Here is an 18,819-nt window from a genome sequence, read left to right as displayed (position 1 = left end):
ACGTGGTAGCGCAGGCAGCCGGGTTCCATGGCGTCGCGCAGGCGCAGCGCGGTGCGGCGCAGCTCGGCCTGGGCCTGGGCCAGGTCGGGACGGCCGGCCGCCCAGCGCATGGCCAGCACCTGCTGGCGGTGCCGCTGGGCTGCCACGGTATCGCGCAGCGCGGAGCGCAGGTGACGCATGAGGTTGTCGACCTGCAGGCGGCGCTCCTGCACCTGCGCTTGCGGGCTGCGCAGGCGGCGGGCCAGCCAGTCCAGGTTCTGGGCGCGCCGGTCGAGCTGGCGCTGCATGCACTGGGCCAGCGCGTCGCGCGCGCGGCTGGCTTGCAGCAGCATATGGCTACGGTCCGGGCTGACCAGCTCGGCTGCACCGGTAGGGGTGGGCGCGCGCACGTCGGCGACGAAGTCGGCGATGGTGAAATCGGTTTCGTGGCCCACGCCGGAGACCACCGGCACGGCGCAGCGCGCGATGGCCTGCGCCACGCTCTCTTCATTGAACGACCACAGGTCTTCGATGCTGCCGCCGCCACGGCACAGGATCAGCACATCGCATTCGTTGCGCTCGCTGGCGGTGTCGATCATGGCGGCGATCCTGGCCGCCGCGCCGGCGCCCTGCACCGGCACCGGGTAAACCACGACGGGCACATGCGGCGCGCGCCGGCGCAGGGTGCTGATCACGTCGCGCAAGGCGGCGGCCTGCAGCGAGGTGATCACGCCAATGGTGCGGGCGTGGACCGGCAGTGGCCGCTTGCGCTCGGGCGCGAACAGCCCGGCCTGCGAGAGCTTTTCCTTCAGGCGCAAGAATGCCTCGTAGAGATTGCCAAGGCCGGCGCGGCGCATGCCCTCCACACCCAGCTGCAACTCGCCGCGCGCCTCATACATCGACACCAGCGCCCGCACCTCGACCGCCTCGCCCTCGCGCGGCGTGAAGTCGACATGCTGGTTGCGCCCGCGGAACATCACGCAGCGGATCTGGGCACGCGCGTCCTTGAGCGAGAAATACCAGTGGCCGCTGGCGGCGCGTGTGAAATTTGAGATTTCGCCCCGGACCCAGGTCAGCGGAAAACTACGTTCCAGTACCTGGGCGATCGCGTGGTTCAGTTCCCCGACTGGAATCGCCTCACGTGCCCCTGGAGGGGCCATAGGCTGGGTTTCACGCGAAAAGTTCAGCGGTTCTGACATGGGGCACGGCCGGGCAAGCGGCGTGGAATTGACATGTCCACAGCATAACTGGTCTGTCAAGTCTCTTGGGGTGGGGGAGGCAATAACCCCGCAAAGCGGCATGACTTGACACAAGCCTTTGATTCTTATGCGCTTTCGGCTGTCTTATTTTTTAGGCAATGTAAACAAACCCCTTATGCGTCAAACACTTACCGGCTGCGCCCCCGGCTTGTTCACAAAGTTATCCACAGGAACTCTGGACAACCTCGGATAGAACGCCCCGGCTGTGGAAAACTTTCTGCGACCTGCCGGAAATGCCCAACCAGGGGCGAAAAGAGATCGCAAGACCGCCTTACAGTGACATTGCGCGGCCATGTGCTGACCATGAGCGCGGGGACTGGATAATACCGCGCAAATAGCTATTGCCTATTTTTTAATCAGCAGGTATGAAGTGCTTTTCAATCAATGACTTAAGTGGCTTCTCAGATAGTTTTCCACAACCCGTCCACAAGACTGTCCCGGCGGAATGTGGAAAGGGAGAGACATGGCGGGATTTTTCCGTTTACGGGCCGTCGGCGGCCCCCGCGGAGCCCATCTGGCGTGTTCTGCACATTTTTTAGGCAGCGCGTATACCTGCCTTTCCAATCAATGACTTAGCGTTCTTTTCAGGCGTCTGTCCACAAACGGTCCACAGCACTGTCCTGCATTAATGTGGATAGACGGGAGTCTGGTTTTGGACGGTCCGCGCGTGTCCGGAGGATGTCTTCGTCACTCATCGCTTGCCTGTTTTTTAAGCGACCCACAATTTTTCCTTATCAATCAGCGACTTGACTGCCTTGTCAGCCCGCTGTCCACAATTCATCCACAGCACTGTCCCTGTTCCATGTGGACATCCCGGCAGTCGCCGCCCCTGCGCCTCGCGCGCACGATGCGCGGCAGACACACCGCGATGCTGCGTCTTGCCGCGCCCGGTGCTGCGGGTTAGAGTGGCGCCTGATTTTTTCGAACATTTTCGAACATAGCCAGCGCGCGCACGGCTGCGGCGCCTGGCATGAGCACACAAGCCGTTGACTCGGGGTTCCACGTGTTTTCCATCATTCAAGCTGCCGGCTGGCCGATCTGGCCCTTGTTGCTCGCCTCGGTCATCGCCCTGGCGCTGATCGTCGAGCGTTTCCTCAGCCTGAAGCGCAGCAAGGTGCTGCCGCCCAAGCTTTACGACGAAGCCCTGTCGGTGGCGCACCAGCGCCGCGCCACGCCGGAGGTGGTCAACACGCTGGAGCAGAACTCCCCGCTGGGCCGCGTGCTGGCCGCCGGCCTGCGCCATGTGGTGCTGCAACCCCACACCTCCCGCGATGCCGCCAAGGAAGTGGTCGAGGAAGCCGGGCGTGCCGTGGCGCACGAGCTGGAACGCTACCTCAACGCACTGGGCACGATCGCCTCGGTGGCGCCGCTGATGGGCCTGCTAGGCACCGTGATCGGCATGATCGAGATCTTCGGCAGCCAGGGCGGCGCCGGCGCCAGCCCCGAGCAGCTGGCCCACGGCATCTCGGTGGCGCTCTATAACACTGCCTTCGGCCTGATCATCGCGATTCCGGCACTGATCTTCTGGCGCTACTTCCGCCGGCGCGTGGACGACTACGTGGCCGAGCTGGAATTCCGCGCCACCGCCTTCCTGGACGCCATCCTGCCGCAGCGCCGCGCCTGATACGCCATGCACTTCCGATCCCGCCAGCGGCGTGAAGAACCGGAGATCAACCTCATCCCGTTGATCGACGTCCTGCTCGTGATCCTGATCTTCCTGATGATCACGACCACATACTCGCGCTATACCGAGCTGCAGATCCAGTTGCCGACCGCCGACGCCGAAAAGGCGCAGCAGCGCCCCGGCGAGATCGTGGTATCCGTATCGGCCAGGGGCGTCTACTCGATCAACAAGCAGGTCATGGACCAGCAGGACGTAACCAGCCTGGCCCAGCGCCTGCGCGAGGTCGCCGGCCCGGCCGACGGCCAGCCGCCGGTGCTGATCGTCAACGCGGACGCACAGGCCACGCATCAGTCCGTGATCAATGTCATGGAAGCCGCCCGCCTGGCCGGGCTGCCCCGCCTGACCTTCGCCACGCAGAGCTCGCAGGCGCGCTGAACGGCCCAGCGCGCGGATGCAGATCACCCGCAGCGAGCCGCACCTTGCGGCGGGCGCCGCAAGGTGCCCATAATGGCTGGGTAGCTCGCTTGCGCTGTCCAGCCATGGCGCGATGGCGCCATCATGCCGGCGCGCCGCGCTACCGTCCCCGGCCCCGCCCCTGCCCTTTTCAACGCAACATTACCGCCCAGCCCTGCCTACCACACCCATGCCAGCTCCCCGCAACGCCCTTGCCGACTTCGTGACCGCCCAGTGGCAACGCCGCGGCTGGTTCGCCTGGCTGATGCTGCCGCTGTCGTGGGTGTTCGGCCTGGTCAGCGGCTGGCGGCGCCTGGCATACCGGCGCGGCTGGTACCGCTCGACGCGCCTGCCCATGCCGGTGGTGGTGGTCGGCAACGTGACCGTGGGCGGCACCGGCAAGACCCCGGCGGTGATCGCGCTGGCCCATGCGCTGGCCGAGTCCGGCCTGCGCCCGGGCGTGGTCTCGCGCGGCTACGGCGTCAAGCTCAAGCATCCGCGCCGGGTCAAGCCCACCTCGCAGGCCAAGGACGTGGGCGACGAGCCACTCTTGATCGCGCGCGCCACCGACGTGCCGGTCTGGGTCTTCCCCGACCGCGCGCTATGCGCGCAGACCATGCTGGTCTCGCATCCCGGCGTCAACGTGCTGCTGCTCGACGATGGCCTGCAGCACTACAAGCTGCAACGCGACTTCGAGATCGTGATGTTCGATTCGCGCATGGGCGGCAACGGCTTGCTGCTGCCCGCGGGCCCGCTGCGCGAATCGCTCTCGCGCCGGCGCGACGCCACCCTCATCAACGACCCGGACTTCCGCCCCAGCCAGGACAAGCCGGATGTCTACGGCATGCGCCTGGTCCTGGACGATGCCTGGCAACTGGCCGACCCGACCATGGCCAGGCCGCTGTCCGCGTTTGCCGGGCAGCGCGTGCTGGCCGCCGCCGGCATCGGCAACCCCGAGCGCTTCTTCGCCAGCCTGCGCGCGGCAGGCCTCGCGCCCGACACCATGCCGCTGCCGGACCACTACGACTTCGCCGAAGACCCCTTTGCCGGCGATCCTGTCGCGCAAGCGGCCGATGCGATCCTGATCACCGAGAAGGATGCCGTAAAATGCGAGCGCCTCAGTGACCCGCTGGACCCGCGGATCTGGGTCGTCCCCACCACGCCCGTGATCGATGCGGGCCTGATCGAAAAAATTCGCCGCGCTGTCGCCGCGCATGCCCAGGCCGCTCCCGCAGCGCTGGGCGCCGCGACCGCCGCCGGCCACACCAAGGAAACGCAAGATGGACAACCGGCTGCTTGAAATCCTGGTCTGCCCGCTGTGCAAGAGCAAGCTGGAACATGACCGTGCCGCCCAGGAACTGATCTGCCACGTGGACAAACTGGCCTATCCGATCCGCGACGGCATTCCCATCATGCTGGCCGATGAAGCACGCCAGACCGTGCCGGGCCGGCTGGTCTCGCCGGAATAAGCGGCTCGCACCATGTCGCTGCCCGCTTTTACCGTCGTCATCCCGGCGCGCCTGGCCTCCACCCGGCTGCCCAACAAGCCGCTGGCCGATATCGGCGGCAAGCCCATGATCGTGCGCGTGGCTGAGCGCGCCCATGCCTCGTCGGCGCAGCGCACGGTGGTGGCCACCGACGCGCCCGAAGTGGCGGCAGCCTGCGCGGCGCATGGCATCGAAGCCGTGATCACGCGTGCCGACCATCCCTCGGGCACCGACCGCCTGGCCGAAGTGGCCACCCTGCTGGGCCTGCCGGACGATGCCATCGTGGTCAATGTGCAGGGCGACGAGCCACTCATCGAGCCCGGCCTGATCGACGAGGTGGCGCTGCATCTGGCGCACCATGCCGATTGCGCCATCGCCACCGCTGCACATCCGATCGGCGAGATTGCCGAGGTGTTCAACCCCAATGTGGTGAAAGTGGTGTGCGATGCCGCCGGCCGCGCGCTGTATTTCTCCCGCGCCCCGATCCCCTGGGCGCGCGACGCCTGGGCCAGCGTGCCGGCCGCGGCGGCAGCCACCGCCCAGGTGGCGTTGCCGGCCATGCCGGTATTGCGCCACATTGGCCTGTACGCCTACCGCGCCGGATTCCTGCGGCGCTTCCCCACGCTGGCGCTGTCGCCGGTGGAGCAGACGGAAGCCCTGGAGCAGCTGCGCGCGATGTGGCATGGCGAGCGTATCGGCGTGCTGGAAACAGCGGCAGTGCCCGCGCCGGGCGTCGATACGCAGGCCGACCTGGACCGCGTGCGTGTGCTTTGGGCGCAGGCCATGGCACAGGAAGGCCCCTGAGCGCACTTGGCGATGGCCGCCGGCTGCGACAGTCATCCCATGACCTGCGACATAAGTCATGGCAGATGTCACCGCAGCGGCGATCCGATTTCGCGCCGCCTCATGGCATAATGCTTGCCGATACAGAGCCGTCGGGCGCCCGGGCGTCCGGCCAAGGCTCGGTGGGGAGATGAAAAGTGAGCCCGTTCGGTACCCGCCCGCCGCCAGCGGCAGAGGCTTTAGCGCTTTAGCGTGCCGACCGTCAACAGACCAGACTCCGACCCGAGGTGCGCCGTCCTGACGGCGTTGGTAAGCCTCGCGTCAAGTTTCGGCGTTACCCTCCTTCCATTCCCCCTGCCATACAAGATTCAAAACTCTGAGGACCCGTAATGCGTTTGATCCTGTTGGGCGCACCTGGCGCCGGCAAAGGCACGCAAGCCCAGTTCATCTGCGAGAAGTTCGGCATCCCCCAAATCTCCACCGGCGACATGCTGCGCGCCGCGGTGAAGGCTGGCACGCCGCTAGGCGTGGCCGCCAAGAAGGTGATGGACGCAGGTGGCCTGGTGTCGGACGACATCATCATCGGCCTGGTCAAGGACCGCCTGCAGGCGGCCGATTGCAAGGACGGCTATCTGTTCGATGGCTTCCCGCGCACCATTCCGCAGGCCGAGGCCATGAAGGAAGCGGGCGTGGCGATCGACTACGTACTGGAAATCGACGTGCCGTTCGATGCCATCATCGAGCGCATGAGCGGGCGCCGCGCGCACGTGGCATCGGGCCGCACCTACCACGTCAAGTACAACCCGCCCAAGGTGGAAGGCGTGGACGACGTCACCGGCGAACCGCTGATCCAGCGCGACGACGACAAGGAAGAGACCGTCAAGAAGCGCCTCGACGTCTACTCCCAGCAGACCCGTCCGCTGGTGGACTACTACTCCAAGTGGGCCGCCAATGGCGACCCCACCGCCAAGGTTGCACCGCCGCAGTATCGCAAGATCGCGGGCGTTGGCAGCGTGGAAGACATCACCGCGCGTGTGTTCGACGCACTGAAGTAAGCCGCGCGCACATCCAGCGCTGCAGAAAGAAAGGCGACCCCCGGGTCGCCTTTTTTATTCCCGCCGGCGAATTGACGTTTACGTAAACGTTATGCCAACATGCCATATCTGCAGCGCCAGAAAACCAAGAAACCACTTATCCAAGCGAGGAAGACAACGATGGAAATCCGCGACAACGTCTTTATTGTCACCGGCGGCGCCTCCGGGCTCGGCGAGGGCAGCGCCCGCATGCTGGCCGCCGCCGGCGGCAAGGTAGTGATCGCCGACCTCAACGAAGCTGCCGGCACCGCGCTGGCGGCCGAGCTGGGCGGGAAGTTCGTGCGCTGCGACGTCAGCAGCGAGGCCGACGGACAGGCTGCCGTGGCGGCAGCCACCGCGCTGGGCCGCTTGGCCGGGCTGGTCAACTGCGCCGGCATCGCCACCGCCAACAAGACGGTGGGCAAGAACGGCCCGCACCCGCTCGACGCCTTCGACAAGACCATCCGCGTCAACCTGATCGGTACCTTCAACATGATCCGGCTGGCTGCCGCGGCCATGGTGCAGAACACGCCCGACGCGGAAGGCGAGCGTGGCGTGATCATCAATACGGCATCGGTGGCGGCGTTCGATGGCCAGATCGGACAGGCCGCCTACGCGGCCTCCAAGGGCGGCGTGGTCGCCATGACGCTGGCCATCGCGCGCGACCTGTCGCGCGACGGCGTGCGCTGCATGACGATCGCCCCGGGGCTGTTCGAGACGCCGATGCTGCTGGGCATGCCGCAGGACGTACAGGACGCGCTGGGCAAGATGGTGCCGTTCCCGCCGCGCCTGGGCCGCCCGGCCGAGTACGCGAAGCTGGTGGGATCCATCATCGCCAACACCATGCTCAACGGCGAAGTGATCCGGCTCGACGGCGCCATCCGCATGCAGCCGAAGTAAGGCCGGCGGCGGCCGGGGTGGCGGCCAGTCCGCCACCAGCGTCATCCTCTCAACCTGCCACGTAAGCCGTCTTCACCGTCGTATAGAACTCGGCCGCGAAGGTGCCCTGCTCGCGCGGCCCCAGGCTGGAGCCCTTGCGGCCGCCGAACGGGACGTGATAATCGACACCTGCCGTGGGCACATTGACCATGACCATGCCCGCTTGAGCGTGCCGTTTGAAGTGCTGTACGTGCTTTAGCGACGTCGAGCAGATACCGCTGGCGAGGCCGAACTCGGTGTCGTTGGCCAGTTCCAGTGCATGCTCATAGTTCCTGGCCGGGATGATGGCGGCAACCGGCCCGAAGATCTCCTCGCGGCAGATCCGCATGTCGTTGCTGCAATCGGCGAAGATCGCCGGCGTCAGGTAGAAGCCCGGCGTGGCGCGTGTCACGTGTTCGCCGCCGCACACCAACCTGGCGCCCTCCTCGCGCCCGATGGCGAGGTAGCGCAAGTCCTGCTCAAGCTGGTCGCCGCTTGCCACCGGGCCGATGTCGGTGCCGGTGTCGAGGGCGTGGCCGATCCTGAGCGCGGCCGTGCGCTCCTGCATCCGTTCGACGAAACGGGCATAGATGCCCTCTTCCACGATCAGCCGGCTCGATGCGGTGCAGCGCTGCCCGGTGGAGAAGAATGCGCTTTGCACGGCGCACTCCACCGCCACCTCGAGATCGGCATCATTGAGCACCACCATCGGGTTCTTGCCGCCCATTTCAAGCTGGACCTTGGCCAGCCGTTGGGCGGCCGCCTGGGCCACGCGCCCGCCCGTAGCCACGGAACCGGTGAAGGAAATCCCGGCGATACGCCTGTCATCAAGCATGGCCTGGCCCACTTGCGAGCCGCGCCCCATCGCCAGGTTGAATGCTCCCGCCGGCAATCCCGCGCGGCTGATGATCTCCGCCAGCGCCCAGGCGCAGCCCGGCACGAGCTCCGCGGGCTTGAACACGACCGTGTTGCCGTACGCCAGGGCTGGTGCGATCTTCCAGGCGGGAATCGCCATCGGGAAGTTCCATGGCGCGATGATGCCTACCACCCCGACCGGCTCGCGCGTGACTTCGATTTCCACGCCAGGCCGTACCGAGGCCAGCTTGTCGCCGCGCTGGCGCAAGGCCTCCCCGGCGAAGAACTTGAAGATATTCCCCGCACGGGTGACCTCGCCGATGCCTTCGGGCAGGGTCTTGCCTTCTTCGCGCGACAACAGCAGGCCGAGTTCCTCGCGCCGCGCCAGGAGCTCGGTACCGATCTTGTCGAGCGCATCGGCGCGTTGTTGTGGCGTGCTGGCGGCCCACCGCGGCGCGGCGGCATGGGCGGCGGCGCTGGCCTGGCCGGCCTGTGCGGCATCGGCCAGCGCGTAGTGGCCGATGATGTCGGTGGTGTCGGACGGATTGACGTTGGCGTGAGCGGATGCGCCGTCGAGCCATTGGCCGTCGATATAGTTCTTATACATGGTCATGTCAGGTTTCTACGTGTCTAGCAATGAGAGTTCTACCTGCTTGAGGCGGTGCACGATGCCCTTGACGAATTCCAGCGTGACATTGGACAGCACGCGCTGGCATGGCGTGATGATGCCAACCGTCAGCGCGTTGATATTGGGTTCGTCGAACGGGCGCCAGACCACTTCGCCGCTGGCGATCTCATCAATGAAAGCGAGCTTGGAGAAGAAGGAAATGCCCCGCCCCGAGGCGACCAGGCGCTTGAGCAGAAGAGTGGAATTGCAGGTAACGCTGGGGGTCATCAGATCCCAGAATTCCATGAACCTGGGAGACACCACGCCCTGGATCGGCGAGCGTCCTTCGAGGCGCAGGAACGCGTGGCTGCGGCAGTCGGCAAAGCTGATCCGCTCCTTCTTCGCAAGCGGATGGGAAGAGGCCATTACTACGCCTGGCGGCAGCGCGACCTGGGCCACGACGTTCAGCCCCGCCGGCAGCTTGGCGATAAAGGTGACGCCGACATCGAACTCGCCACCCAGGACTTTTGGCGCGACATCCCAGGGGGTGATGGCGGCGATGGAGTACGTCACTGCCGGATATAGTTCCGAATAGTCCTCCACCGCCGCGGGGAGGAAATCGACGAACAGTGAGTCCATCGCCGCGACCGATATGTGACCCCTGCGTTCGTCCTTGAGTTCATCGAGTTCGCTTCGCATCAGGTGAAAATCGTTGAGCGTCGCGCGGATATGCTGCAGCATCCGCTCGCCCGAAGCATTCAGCCGGATGCCGTTGGGCAAGCGGTCGAACAGCTCGGTTCCCATCTCGGCCTCGAGCTTGAGAATCTGCCGGTTGACGGCGCTGGATGCGACATAAAGGTTCTGCGCCGCCTTGCGGATCGACCCGCATCGCGCGACTTCAACGAAGTACTTCAGGATGCTGGCGTGCATGCTCTCCTCGATCGATTCATGAACTACGGCTCGCTGCGCACAGGATACGCCTCGACCACGGGGTGGTCACAGGCCTGCGGCCCGACGTAGTCGGCGCCGCCCGGCGAGCCGACGCCGCTCACGTGCCTGGCAAAAAACTCCCTGTTCACGGCGGCGAACACGGCCTGCGCCGGCGGCAGCTCCGATTCGTCGTGGATGGCTTCGGTCGGGCACACGGAAACGCAGATGCCGCAGCTGATGCATTCATCGGGGTGGATATAGAGCGTGCGCACGCCCTCGTAGATGCAATCGACGGGGCAGCATTTCACGCAGGCGCCGTCCCTGACATCGATACAACCAGAGGCAATGACGTAGGCCATCAGCGCCCGCTCCATTGCGGCTTGCGCTTTTGCTGGAAGGCCAGCACGCCTTCGTGCGCGTCCTCGGACTGCAGCGCGTCGACCAGGGCGGGCAGCCGCAGTGCCTGGGCGTCGGCCGGCGACAAGGTCGACGTGCGGCGCACAACCTGCTTGATCGCCTGCTGCGACAGCGGCGCGCACGCCAGCAGCGCATCGATCCAGACTTGCACCGCCGCATCCAGTTGCGCGCGTGGCACCACCTCGTTGATCAGGCCGATCTCGGCGGCTTCGCGTGCCGGCATGCGGCGCCCCGTCAGCAGCATGGCCATGGCCTTGCGGAACGGGATCTGACGCTGCAGCAGGGTCATGCCGCCGTCGAGCGGCATGCGTCCCACCAGCGCTTCGGGCAAGCCAAAGCTGGCCTCCTCGCAAGCGACCACGATGTCGCAGCCCAGCACCATCTCGAAGCCGCCGCCGAGCGCGAAGCCGTTGACGCGAGCGATGACAGGTATATTCAGCGACTCGCGCAACGCGATGCCGCCGAATCCGCCAGGCCGCGCGGCACCCCAGTATTCCAGGCCGGTGGTGGACGGGTTCTTCATATCGGCGCCCACGCAGAAGGCGCGGTCACCCTCCCCCGTCAGCACGATGACGCGAACATCGTCGCGCCGCTCCAGCTCTGCCCAGATGCCTTGCAACTCGGCCTCGGTGGCGAGATCGACTGCGTTCATGACCTCGGGCCGCGACAAGGTCACCGTGGCGACAAAATTCTCGACTTGCAGATGGACGCTCATTCCGCCACTCCTTGCACGGCCATCGTTGCCGGCATGCCCTCTAGTTCGCGCAGCACGTCATCGTTATGCTGACCGAGCCGCGGCGGCGGGCGGCGCAGGCTGACGCGAGCGCGCGACATGCTGATGGGACTGCCGACGAACTTGACTTGCCGGCCCTCGCCCGCGCCTTCCAGCAGCAGCTGGTTGTGCAAAGTCTGCGGATCCACCAGCGCTTCGCGCAGGTCTCGCACCGGCGCGCAGAGTATGTCCTGCGCTTCCAGGCGGGAGAGCCAGTGGTCGCGCGTATTGGCGGCAAAGCGCTCGCGCAGCACTGCCTGCAGCCCGGCCTTGTTGCGGAACTGCTGGCTCAGGTCGCAGTAGCGCGGATCTGCCGACATGTCCTCGATCTCAAGCGCCGCGCAGATGTCGCGCAACGGGTTCTGCTTGAATGCGCCCACCATCACCAGGGGTCCCGTCTGCGTATCGAACACGCCGGACAACGGCATGGCCGCCCAGTTGACCTCGGAATCGTCCATCATGATCATGGCCGCTTCCTGCATCTGCATGGCGAGCATGGAGTTGTACAGCGACACGCTGATCTTCTGTCCCTCGCCAGTGCGGGCGCGGTCCAGCAAGGCCAGCAGCACGCCCTGCACCATGTGCATGCCGGCGGAATAGTCGGCCAGCGCGGTCGGGTAGACCGAGACCGGCACCGAATCGTCGGCCCGGCGCGCCATCACGCCGGTAATGGCCTGCGCCAGCACGTCCTGGCCGCCCTTGTGCGCATACGGCCCGGATTCGCCGAAGCCGGTGCCGACCGCGTAGATGATGCGCGGATTCAACGCGCGGCATGCCTCGTAGCCGAGGCCCATGCGCTCCATCACCCCCGCGCGGAAATTATTGACCACGACATCGGCGCCGGCGATCAGGGTCTTCACGTGCGCCATCTGTTCCGGATCCCGCAGGTCAAGCGCAATGCTGCGCTTGTTGCGGTTCAGGCTGCAGAAGATGGGGTTGTCCGCGCCGGCAACCGGCTCGAAGGTGGAGCGGCTGAGATCGCCGGAGCCCTTGCGCTCCACCTTAATAACGTCGGCGCCGTAGTCGGCCAGCGTCTGCGTGCACACCGGGCCCATCATCACCTGGGTGAAATCGATGACCCGGATGCCGCTCAGGGGCAGGTCTTGCGCCATGTTGTTGTTCTCCATGTCTTATGCCGCCTCCGCCTGCTGCACATAGGCCGCCAGTGCGGGAATATCCGCGTTGCGGCCAGTCTGGTCGCCGGGATCCGCGCCCTGTGCGCGCAAGGTCTTCTGCACCGCCCGCACGTCGACGTCGCGCACTGAAACATTGGCGTTGAGCGCCAGCGCTGCGGCGACGCCGGCGGCTTCGCCCATCGCCATGCAGGGCGGGATCTCGCGCGAGATCTTCTGCGCCTGCGAGGTGGCCGAGTAGTGGCGGCCGGCCACCAGCAGGTTGTCCACCTGCTTTGGCAACAGCGCGCGGTACGGCATGTAGTAGTCACGGCCGCGCGCGATGCTGTCGTCAAAGCGCAACCGCTGCGCCACGTCTTCCTTGGACATCACGTACTCGCCTTCGAGCAGGCGGGTCTGCCGCACGCCCGTCTGCGGTGCGACGTCGATCACGTAGCATTGCTCGAAGCCGGGCAGCTTGTCGCGCACGAACTCGACCACGGCGTGGATATGCTGGCGACCCTGGAGTTCGGCGCGCGTCAGGTCTTCCGCCTTGAGGCCGTCGATGCCCGCCATGTGCGGGCAGTTGCACCACACCACGCCAGGCAGCGGCGTCTTGAGCCACCACAGTCCCCACGAGCCGCCGAGGATGCGCTTGATCTGGCGGTCGAGCTGCGCGTAGGCCTCTGGCTCTTCGTGCTCGAAGCGCTCGGCGGCGCCCGTATCCACGCCGCCCAGGCGGAACACCGTGGTGGTGATGTAGCTGCCGCCGGCATGCGGCGCACCTGCGGAGGCCGCGACATCGAGGTCGCCGGTGGCGTCGATCACCACGTCGGCGAGGATGGCTTCACGCCCGCTCTTCGTTTCGCAGATCACGCCCTTGACCTGGCCGTCCTCCACCAACGTCTGCGAGAACCACGAATGCAGCCGCAGCTTGACGCCGGCTTGCTGCACCATGTCGAGCGCGACGCGCTTGTAGGCGTCCGGGTCGAAGGCCGCGGCGAAGCACACCGGATGCGGCGTCTTCTGGCTGTGGAAATCGAACGTGCCCCAGCGGCCCCAGCGCCGATAGTCGGCCGGGTCTTCGCCCCATTCGTTCGCGCGGGGAAACTTGGCCAGGCCCAGCGCTGCCATGTTTTCGATCATGGTCATGCAGTTGCCGCGCACCGAGATCTCCTGCAGGTGGCTGTCCCACATATCGTCCAGCACCAGCACCATGCCGCCGGAAGCAAGGCCACCCAGGTGGTTGTAGCGTTCGAGCAGAATCGTCTCAGCGCCGTTCCTTGCCGCGGCTAGCGCGGCCGACAGGCCAGCCGGCCCACCGCCCACCACCACGACATTTGCTGCGGCCGCGACGCGCACATCGTGTGCCGGCTGGCGGATCCAGTCATTGATCTTGTTCATTTGTATCCTCGGGATTGTTGTTGTCGTGCAGCGCTCAGTGCGATTGCTCAGGCTGCCACGTGATAAGCCAGCGTTCGACCAGTGCGATCACCAGGAAGAAGGTGCCGGACATCGCCGCGCACATGATGATTGCCGCGTATAGCAAGGCGGAGTCAAAGGCATAAGTGGCCTGGATGATCATGGCGCCGATGCCCACCGTGGCCCCGATCCATTCGCCGACGACCGCGCCGATCACCGACATCGACGCGGCGATGCGCAGCGCGGAGAAGAGATACGGCAGCGAATTGAGCAGGCGCAGCTTGAAGAAGATCTCGCGCTTGCTGGCCGACAGGACCCGCATCAGTTCCAGCGACTGCGGATTGACGGCTTCCAGGCCGCGCACCATGTTCACCAGTGTGGGGAAAAAGCACACGATGGCGGCGATGGTGATCTTCGGCTCGATCCCGTTGCCCATGATCAGCACCAGGATCGGCGCCTTGGCCACCACCGGGATCGAGTTGATCATGACCGCCACCGGGTAGAAGATGTCCTGCAGCGTCTTGTTATGGACGAACACGGTCGCCAGCAGGATGGCGAGCAGGTTGCCCAACAGGAAGCCGCCGGCCGCTTCGATGGCGGTGGGAATCAGGTTCTGCAGCAGAACGTCGCGCTTGTCGAAGAATGTCTGCAGCACCAGCCCGGGAGACGGCGCGATGAAGGGCTTGATATCGAAGCCCGCCACCACGGCCCACCAGGCGAACAGCAGCCCCGCGATGCCGAGCGCGGGCAAGACGCGGGCGCGCCAGACGCGCCGCCGACGGCTGGCGAAATAGGCGTGGGCCTCGGCATCCGCGCCGGCAACGGGCAGGTTCAACTTCATTTCCGATGTGCTCATCAGCAAGTCTCCAGCACGCGGCGCAGATGCGCGGATAGTGTTACGAACTCAGGGGTTTCACGCACATCCAGGGTGCGGTCTTCAGGCAGCGCAACCGGGACGATTTCCTTGACCCGGCCGGGGTTGGCCGCCAGCAGGAGCACGCGCTGGCCCAGGAATGCCGCTTCATGGATGCTGTGCGTGACGAACAGGATCGTCAGTCCCATTTCCTTCCAGACCCGCCGCAATTCCTCGTTCAGCCGGTCGCGCGTGATTTCATCCAGCGCACCGAAGGGCTCGTCCATCAGCAGCACCTTCGGATCGCTGACCAGCGCGCGGGCGATCGCGACGCGCTGGCGCATGCCGCCGGACATCTCATGAGGCAGCGCATCCTCGCGCCCCTTCAAGCCAACCAGTTCCAGCAGCTCGCGTGGCGTTGCCTTGCCCGCGCGCGCCTTGCCGTTGGCGACCTCAAGCGGCAGCTCGACGTTCTGCAACGCCGTGCGCCAGGGCAGCAGCGCCGCATCCTGGAACACGAAGCCGATGTCGCGGCGGGCCCGAGCGACCGCCGGCGGTTCGTTGAGCACGCGGATGTCGCCGCGGCTGGGCTTGACCAGGTCCGCCACCACGCGCAGGAACGTGGACTTGCCGCAGCCGGAGGGTCCGAGCAGCGTCAGGAATTCCCCCGTGGCCACATCGAGGCTCAGGCCCTCGATGGCTGTGGTGCTGCGACGGTCGGTGAAGAAGCGGACATTGATATCGCGGCAACTGATTGAAAGTCCGGTGCCGGTGGAAGCTGGAACGCCGGCGCGTGCGGCAGGACGTGGATTGAATAGCGTGGCTTGCATTGCTTACACCACCAGTCGTGACGATTTGGTGGCCTGCAGGATGTCGAGCGTCATGACATCCTCCACCTTGGGAGCGCGCGCGCGGAACTGGCCGAGCTGCGCGTACAGGGAGATCTGCTCCTGCCATACGGCGGGGTCCATGCTGCCCCAGCCCTGCGTGGCGCTCGCCGGGTTGAGGGCATAGCCCATCAGGACGTCGATCGATGCGCGCTCATCCGCGCGGTTCAGGCTCGGGAACTCCTTGAGCAGCAGGTCGATGGCCTGGTCGCGGTTCTTGTTGGCATAGAGCCAGCCGCGCGCGGTCGCGCGCAGAAAGCGCTGCAGCACTTCCGGATGCTTGCGCAGCGTATCGGTATGCGCGTAGTAGGGCAGCGCATAGAGCCGGACACCGGAGTCCCACAGGCTCAGGTCGACACGGTCGGCACCGAGCGCCTTCAGTGCGGACACGTTGGTCTGCCAGCCGGCTACTGCGTCGACGCGACCGCTCAGCAGAGGCATCATGTCGGAGCCGATCGGCACGATATTGACCTGGCTCTCGGCGATCTTGTGCTTGACCAGCAGGGCCTTGAGCAAAACGAGTCCGGTGGCGTGGATACCGATGCGCTTGCCGATCATGTCCTGCGGCGTGCGGATCGGGGCCTTCTTCAGCGAGAAGAATGCATAGGGGTGTCGCTGCAGGCCCGTGGCAAAACACTGGACCGGCAGCCCTTCCGATACCGCCAGCATGACGGACGGGCTGGAAGAAATCTGTCCGGCCTCGCCGCGCCCGGAGGCCACGATGGCCACCCCGTCGACATTGGGGCCGCCGGCCAGGATCTTGAAGTCGATGCCTTCCTGCTCGTAGTAGCCAAGCCGCTTGGCCACGACTTCGCCCACCTGGTTGCCGCCAGGGATCCAGCCCAATTGCATATTCACCGCCGCGCGATCGGCTGCGAACGATCTCACCGACAGCAGCGTGCCGGTGGCCAGCCCGGCGGCCAGCAGGGAAGCCTGCAGCACACGCCTGCGGCTCGGGTCGTCTAACCGTGACATCTTGATTTCCATGGGTCTCCACCTCGTTTTCGGATCTGTCTGCAAGCGGTCAAATCTCGTGACTGCTGTATTTTGATGACGAGGGAGTGCTCGAACAAGAACCGTTTTTCGAGCATGGGCGATGCCCAAATTAGAGCGCACAATGCCAGTGCAGCATGCCCGACGCAGGTGCTGGCGATGCTTTATTGCGGTGCAAAAAGAAGGGCGCCCCTTAATGGGTCGAGCGAAAAATTCGCTCGGCGGTAGCCAAAATCTGTGCTTCCCGCGGCGGTTTTCCTGCGCCGACAATCCACTCAAATCTCACCGATAAAGAGATCAATGAGGGAGCAGGCATGCATAGCCGTTACGCAGTCGATTCGATTGGCTTACTTCTCGCCCGTGCTGGCTCGCGTGTGCTTGCACGCCACGCCGGTTCCGGCAAGCACCTTGGCCGGCTAGCCATCCCAGCCAGCTTCCCGCTACCTGCGGACACGGCTTGGGTCGTTTCCTAGCGACGTCGCCCGCACCTCTTCCCGTCCAGCTCTTCTTTCTTCCGGATCCCTGCGCACCCGCGGTGCGTGCGGGAGGACCGCTTTTTTACTTTTTTTCTAATGACAGGAAGGTCACTATGAAGCGAAGTGCCATCGTCGCCACGACGTTATTGCTGGCGTGTTCGGCATCCCACGCGCAAAGCGGGGTGAATTTGTACGGGCTGATCTCGACCGGCATTGTTTATGCCAACAACCAGAACAGTCATTCCAGCTTCCAGATGGCCAACGGGCCGATGCAAACGCCTCGCTGGGGGTTAAGGGGCGAGGAGGATCTGGGTGGCGGCAACAAGGCCATCTTTACGCTGGAGAGTGGTTTTTCCGTCACCAATGGCGCGGCTTCGCAGGGTGGGCGGATGTTCGGCCGGCAGGCCTTCGTCGGCATGTCGTCCCAGGATCTGGGCACCGTTACATTAGGCCGGCAGTACGATCTCTCGGCGGCGACGCTGTGGTCATTCGAATCGGCAACACAGTTCGCCGCCTATGGCACCCACATCGGCGACAGCGACAACGTGTTCAACACGTTCCGCGTCAACAATACGATCGCCTACAAGAGCCCTTCATACGGTGGCCTGCAGTTTGCCGGCATGTTCAGCCTCGGGGAAAAGCCTGGCGACTTCCGCTCGAACAATGCGTATAGCCTCGGCATATCGTACAAACGCAACGATCTTTCGCTGGGCGTGGCGTATGAGGAGCTGAATACGCCGAACAGCCCGACTAACCAGTCGGGCGCAGTAGTCGGCGACTACGGCTTCACGTCTCCCTTCCTCACCAGCCTGGCTACCGGGGCCAAAGTGGATCGGCAGCGGATCTGGGGCGCGGGGGGCGCCTATCAGTTCGGTCCGGTGGGCGTCTCGGTCCTGTACACCAATGTGCGCTTCAACTACCTCGACAATACGAGGCTGACGGTCAACAACGGCGAGATTTCCGTTACCGACTACATCACGCCAAACCTGATGGTGGGCGCAGCCTATATCTATACGTGGGGCGATTACCGCCCTATGGACAACAGCCCGAAATGGCATCAGGTCAACCTCGGCGCCGACTATTTCCTCAGTAAGCGCACCGACCTGTTCCTGGTCGGCATATACCAGCACGCCGCCGGCGACGCCACATATGCCCAGATCTACACGCTCTCGCCGTCCTCGACCAAGACCCAGGTATCGGCAGTGGCGGGGATCCGGCATAAGTTCTAAGACGCCAGGGCACTTGGCCCTCAGGCAGGCATCAGCATCACCAGCGTCAGACCCGGCGCGGCCGCCGGCACCAGCGTGAGCTGCTCGAAATGCAGCAGCCCGCGCTGCGGATGGCAAAAGCCGCGGCGGCCGCCCTGGCGCTCTTCCACGTCCTGCGACAGCCAGTCGGCGCGGAACGCCGGGCTCTGCGAGATCAGTCCGTCCACGAGCGCCCGCGTCGGCGGGTCTTCGGCATGGCGGATGCTGTGCGCGCGGAATTCCGCCACCAGCCGTGCCGCGCGGTGCGGCCAGTCCTCCACCAGTGCCTGCAAACCCGGCGACAGGAACATGCTGCGCAGCAGGTTGCGATCCTCACTGGTGGGGTCGAGCCAGCCCACGAACAGGTCGGCGGCGGCGGCATTCCAGGCCAGCGCGTTCCATTGCCGGTCCAGCAGGTAGGCTGGGCCGTTGATGGCCTCCACGCTGGCGAGGACCGTGGCGGGTGCGTGTTCGTCCTGCGCTTGCATGGGGTCGCGCCGGCCGGCCAGCTCGAACAGGTAGGCCCGCTCCGCACGCGACAGCCGCAGTGCGCCGGCCAGGCTGGCAAGCGCGCGGGCCGACAGCGCCACCGGCCGGCCCTGCTCCAGCCACGTTACCCAGGTGGCGCTCAGGCCAGCGAGCTGCGCCAGCTCCTCGCGGCGCAAGCCCGGG

At 65.4% G+C, this 18,819-nt stretch carries 19 protein-coding genes; 8 read left to right on the top strand and 11 right to left on the bottom strand.

The window, feature by feature from the left end; genetic code table 11:
• Positions 1-1,178: exodeoxyribonuclease VII large subunit (gene xseA, locus ACGLHR_RS44125; protein WP_400102158.1), on the bottom strand; the 1,178-nt coding region annotated here is incomplete at its 3' end.
• A 1,063-nt stretch (positions 1,179-2,241) separates the two neighbouring features.
• On the opposite strand from xseA, the gene ACGLHR_RS44120 reads away from it, so the two are divergent.
• The 7 genes from ACGLHR_RS44120 to ACGLHR_RS44090 all read left to right on the top strand — a co-directional run bounded on the left by ACGLHR_RS44120 (position 2,242) and on the right by ACGLHR_RS44090 (position 7,558).
• On the top strand, positions 2,242-2,862 hold the full coding sequence (locus tag ACGLHR_RS44120; RefSeq protein ID WP_006157938.1) for a MotA/TolQ/ExbB proton channel family protein: 621 nt from the start codon (positions 2,242-2,244) through the stop codon (positions 2,860-2,862).
• A 6-nt stretch (positions 2,863-2,868) separates the two neighbouring features.
• Positions 2,869-3,297: an ExbD/TolR family protein gene (locus ACGLHR_RS44115; RefSeq protein ID WP_400102157.1), complete on the top strand. Its 429-nt coding sequence runs from the start codon at positions 2,869-2,871 to the stop codon at positions 3,295-3,297.
• Positions 3,298-3,505: 208 nt separating this feature from the next.
• Positions 3,506-4,615, top strand: coding sequence for a tetraacyldisaccharide 4'-kinase (gene lpxK / locus ACGLHR_RS44110; protein WP_400102156.1), 1,110 nt, complete (start codon positions 3,506-3,508; stop codon positions 4,613-4,615).
• Positions 4,596-4,784, top strand: a complete 189-nt coding sequence (locus tag ACGLHR_RS44105) for a Trm112 family protein (protein WP_006157935.1) — start codon at positions 4,596-4,598, stop codon at positions 4,782-4,784. The genes lpxK and ACGLHR_RS44105 overlap by 20 nt, the downstream gene beginning before the upstream one ends.
• Before the next feature lie 12 nt (positions 4,785-4,796).
• Positions 4,797-5,606 (top strand): 3-deoxy-manno-octulosonate cytidylyltransferase, encoded by an 810-nt coding sequence (gene kdsB, locus ACGLHR_RS44100; protein WP_400102155.1) that lies wholly within the window; start codon positions 4,797-4,799, stop codon positions 5,604-5,606.
• A gap of 368 nt (positions 5,607-5,974) precedes the next feature.
• On the top strand, positions 5,975-6,640 hold the full coding sequence (gene adk / locus ACGLHR_RS44095; RefSeq protein ID WP_400102154.1) for an adenylate kinase: 666 nt from the start codon (positions 5,975-5,977) through the stop codon (positions 6,638-6,640).
• Positions 6,641-6,799: 159 nt separating this feature from the next.
• Entirely contained in the window at positions 6,800-7,558 is a 759-nt protein-coding gene (locus ACGLHR_RS44090) for a 3-hydroxyacyl-CoA dehydrogenase (protein WP_267605658.1), read from the top strand.
• A 49-nt stretch (positions 7,559-7,607) separates the two neighbouring features.
• Here ACGLHR_RS44090 and ACGLHR_RS44085 read toward each other — a convergent pair whose 3' ends face one another.
• Genes ACGLHR_RS44085 through ACGLHR_RS44045 form a run of 9 tightly spaced genes read right to left on the bottom strand, consistent with a single transcriptional unit; the run spans position 7,608 to position 16,406 of the window.
• Positions 7,608-9,038: an aldehyde dehydrogenase family protein gene (locus tag ACGLHR_RS44085; protein ID WP_400102159.1), complete on the bottom strand. Its 1,431-nt coding sequence runs from the start codon at positions 9,036-9,038 to the stop codon at positions 7,608-7,610.
• A gap of 15 nt (positions 9,039-9,053) precedes the next feature.
• A complete protein-coding gene (locus tag ACGLHR_RS44080) occupies positions 9,054-9,968 on the bottom strand; it encodes a LysR family transcriptional regulator (RefSeq protein ID WP_400102153.1) in 915 nt (304 codons plus the stop codon).
• A 23-nt stretch (positions 9,969-9,991) separates the two neighbouring features.
• On the bottom strand, positions 9,992-10,327 hold the full coding sequence (fdxA, locus tag ACGLHR_RS44075; protein WP_400102152.1) for a ferredoxin: 336 nt from the start codon (positions 10,325-10,327) through the stop codon (positions 9,992-9,994).
• Positions 10,327-11,100, bottom strand: a complete 774-nt coding sequence (locus tag ACGLHR_RS44070) for an enoyl-CoA hydratase-related protein (protein WP_400102151.1) — start codon at positions 11,098-11,100, stop codon at positions 10,327-10,329. The genes fdxA and ACGLHR_RS44070 overlap by 1 nt, the downstream gene beginning before the upstream one ends.
• Positions 11,097-12,284 (bottom strand): CoA transferase, encoded by a 1,188-nt coding sequence (locus ACGLHR_RS44065; RefSeq protein ID WP_318230655.1) that lies wholly within the window; start codon positions 12,282-12,284, stop codon positions 11,097-11,099. The genes ACGLHR_RS44070 and ACGLHR_RS44065 overlap by 4 nt, the downstream gene beginning before the upstream one ends.
• 3 nt (positions 12,285-12,287) lie before the next feature.
• Positions 12,288-13,673: an FAD-dependent oxidoreductase gene (locus tag ACGLHR_RS44060; RefSeq protein ID WP_400102150.1), complete on the bottom strand. Its 1,386-nt coding sequence runs from the start codon at positions 13,671-13,673 to the stop codon at positions 12,288-12,290.
• 34 nt (positions 13,674-13,707) lie between these two features.
• Positions 13,708-14,547 carry an ABC transporter permease gene (locus ACGLHR_RS44055; protein ID WP_400102149.1) on the bottom strand — a complete coding sequence of 280 codons (840 nt, stop codon included), beginning with the start codon at positions 14,545-14,547 and terminating at the stop codon, positions 13,708-13,710.
• A complete protein-coding gene (locus ACGLHR_RS44050; RefSeq protein WP_400102148.1) occupies positions 14,547-15,374 on the bottom strand; it encodes an ABC transporter ATP-binding protein in 828 nt (275 codons plus the stop codon). The genes ACGLHR_RS44055 and ACGLHR_RS44050 overlap by 1 nt, the downstream gene beginning before the upstream one ends.
• Before the next feature lie 3 nt (positions 15,375-15,377).
• On the bottom strand, positions 15,378-16,406 hold the full coding sequence (locus ACGLHR_RS44045) for an ABC transporter substrate-binding protein (RefSeq protein WP_400102147.1): 1,029 nt from the start codon (positions 16,404-16,406) through the stop codon (positions 15,378-15,380).
• A gap of 607 nt (positions 16,407-17,013) precedes the next feature.
• Here ACGLHR_RS44045 and ACGLHR_RS44040 point away from each other — a divergent pair.
• Entirely contained in the window at positions 17,014-18,129 is a 1,116-nt protein-coding gene (locus ACGLHR_RS44040) for a porin (protein ID WP_400102146.1), read from the top strand.
• Positions 18,130-18,149: 20 nt separating this feature from the next.
• Here the strand turns inward: ACGLHR_RS44040 and ACGLHR_RS44035 are convergent.
• The coding region (locus ACGLHR_RS44035) for a helix-turn-helix transcriptional regulator (RefSeq protein ID WP_400102145.1) at positions 18,150-18,819 on the bottom strand (670 nt) is incomplete at its 5' end.

It is taken from the genome of Cupriavidus sp. CuC1 (assembly GCF_044627735.1).
Classification (GTDB): domain Bacteria; phylum Pseudomonadota; class Gammaproteobacteria; order Burkholderiales; family Burkholderiaceae; genus Cupriavidus; species Cupriavidus ulmosensis.
Note: the sequence above shows the minus strand (reverse complement) of the source record. Positions and strands in the feature narration are given on the sequence as shown.

Excerpts from the sequence above, each read along its gene's own strand:
- ACGLHR_RS44080 (WP_400102153.1), bottom strand. The coding sequence starts at position 9,968 with ATGCACGCCAGCATCCTGAAGTACTTCGTTGAAGTCGCGCGATGCGGG.
- ACGLHR_RS44090 (WP_267605658.1), top strand. The coding sequence starts at position 6,800 with ATGGAAATCCGCGACAACGTCTTTATTGTCACCGGCGGCGCCTCCGGG.
- ACGLHR_RS44060 (WP_400102150.1), bottom strand. The coding sequence starts at position 13,673 with ATGAACAAGATCAATGACTGGATCCGCCAGCCGGCACACGATGTGCGC.
- ACGLHR_RS44085 (WP_400102159.1), bottom strand. The coding sequence starts at position 9,038 with ATGTATAAGAACTATATCGACGGCCAATGGCTCGACGGCGCATCCGCT.
- ACGLHR_RS44070 (WP_400102151.1), bottom strand. The coding sequence starts at position 11,100 with ATGAGCGTCCATCTGCAAGTCGAGAATTTTGTCGCCACGGTGACCTTG.
- lpxK (WP_400102156.1), top strand. The coding sequence starts at position 3,506 with ATGCCAGCTCCCCGCAACGCCCTTGCCGACTTCGTGACCGCCCAGTGG.
- ACGLHR_RS44055 (WP_400102149.1), bottom strand. The coding sequence starts at position 14,547 with ATGAGCACATCGGAAATGAAGTTGAACCTGCCCGTTGCCGGCGCGGAT.
- ACGLHR_RS44050 (WP_400102148.1), bottom strand. The coding sequence starts at position 15,374 with ATGCAAGCCACGCTATTCAATCCACGTCCTGCCGCACGCGCCGGCGTT.
- kdsB (WP_400102155.1), top strand. The coding sequence starts at position 4,797 with ATGTCGCTGCCCGCTTTTACCGTCGTCATCCCGGCGCGCCTGGCCTCC.
- ACGLHR_RS44040 (WP_400102146.1), top strand. The coding sequence starts at position 17,014 with ATGAAGCGAAGTGCCATCGTCGCCACGACGTTATTGCTGGCGTGTTCG.
- fdxA (WP_400102152.1), bottom strand. The coding sequence starts at position 10,327 with ATGGCCTACGTCATTGCCTCTGGTTGTATCGATGTCAGGGACGGCGCC.
- ACGLHR_RS44105 (WP_006157935.1), top strand. The coding sequence starts at position 4,596 with ATGGACAACCGGCTGCTTGAAATCCTGGTCTGCCCGCTGTGCAAGAGC.
- ACGLHR_RS44045 (WP_400102147.1), bottom strand. The coding sequence starts at position 16,406 with ATGTCACGGTTAGACGACCCGAGCCGCAGGCGTGTGCTGCAGGCTTCC.
- ACGLHR_RS44115 (WP_400102157.1), top strand. The coding sequence starts at position 2,869 with ATGCACTTCCGATCCCGCCAGCGGCGTGAAGAACCGGAGATCAACCTC.
- ACGLHR_RS44065 (WP_318230655.1), bottom strand. The coding sequence starts at position 12,284 with ATGGAGAACAACAACATGGCGCAAGACCTGCCCCTGAGCGGCATCCGG.
- adk (WP_400102154.1), top strand. The coding sequence starts at position 5,975 with ATGCGTTTGATCCTGTTGGGCGCACCTGGCGCCGGCAAAGGCACGCAA.